Source organism: Vibrio sp. YT-18 (assembly GCF_033337345.1).
Lineage (GTDB): Bacteria > Pseudomonadota > Gammaproteobacteria > Enterobacterales > Vibrionaceae > Vibrio > Vibrio alginolyticus.
The window spans coordinates 1-1355 of sequence record NZ_JAWOQO010000118.1 but is presented as its reverse complement, the minus strand read 5'-3'; the positions used below and the strand labels follow the sequence as shown (position 1 = coordinate 1355).

The following is a 1355-nucleotide window of genomic DNA, read 5'->3' as shown; positions in this document are numbered from 1 at the left end:
TTGTCGTTTTCAGAAGACGGCTGCACTGAACGTCAGAAGCCGACTGCACTATAGCAGCGGAGGGGTTGGATCCATCAGGCAACGACGGGCTGCTGCCGGCCATCAGCGGACGCAGGGAGGACTTTCCGCAACCGGCCGTTCGATGCGGCACCGATGGCCTTCGCGCAGGGGTAGTGAATCCGCCAGGATTGACTTGCGCTGCCCTACCTCTCACTAGTGAGGGGCGGCAGCGCATCAAGCGGTGAGCGCACTCCGGCACCGCCAACTTTCAGCACATGCGTGTAAATCATCGTCGTAGAGACGTCGGAATGGCCGAGCAGATCCTGCACGGTTCGAATGTCGTAACCGCTGCGGAGCAAGGCCGTCGCGAACGAGTGGCGGAGGGTGTGCGGTGTGGCGGGCTTCGTGATGCCTGCTTGTTCTACGGCACGTTTGAAGGCGCGCTGAAAGGTCTGGTCATACATGTGATGGCGACGCACGACACCGCTCCGTGGATCGGTCGAATGCGTGTGCTGCGCAAAAACCCAGAACCACGGCCAGGAATGCCCGGCGCGCGGATACTTCCGCTCAAGGGCGTCGGGAAGCGCAACGCCGCTGCGGCCCTCGGCCTGGTCCTTCAGCCACCATGCCCGTGCACGCGACAGCTGCTCGCGCAGGCTGGGTGCCAAGCTCTCGGGTAACATCAAGGCCCGATCCTTGGAGCCCTTGCCCTCCCGCACGATGATCGTGCCGTGATCGAAATCCAGATCCTTGACCCGCAGTTGCAAACCCTCACTGATCCGCATGCCCGTTCCATACAGAAGCTGGGCGAACAAACGATGCTCGCCTTCCAGAAAACCGAGGATGCGAACCACTTCATCCGGGGTCAGCACCACCGGCAAGCGCCGCGACGGCCGAGGTCTTCCGATCTCCTGAAGCCAGGGCAGATCCGTGCACAGCACCTTGCCGTAGAAGAACAGCAAGGCCGCCAATGCCTGACGATGCGTGGAGACCGAAACCTTGCGCTCGTTCGCCAGCCAGGACAGAAATGCCTCGACTTCGCTGCTGCCCAAGGTTGCCGGGTGACGCACACCGTGGAAACGGATGAAGGCACGAACCCAGTGGACATAAGCCTGTTCGGTTGGTAAGCTGTAATGCAAGTAGCGTATGCGCTCACGCAACTGGTCCAGAACCTTGACCGAACGCAGCGGTGGTAACGGCGCAGTGGCGGTTTTCATGGCTTGTTATGACTGTTTTTTTGTACAGTCTATGCCTCGGGCATCCAAGCAGCAAGCGCGTTACGCCGTGGGTCGATGTTTGATGTTATGGAGCAGCAACGATGTTACGCAGCAGGGCAGTCGCCCTAAAACAAAGTT

1 protein-coding gene is annotated in these 1355 nt (G+C 60.2%); it reads right to left on the bottom strand.

The annotated features are described in order from the left end of the window. Positions 1-203: 203 nt before the first annotated feature. On the bottom strand, positions 204-1217 hold the full coding sequence (intI1, locus tag R7M72_RS24785) for a class 1 integron integrase IntI1 (RefSeq protein WP_000845039.1): 1014 nt from the start codon (positions 1215-1217) through the stop codon (positions 204-206). Positions 1218-1355: the final 138 nt, after the last annotated feature.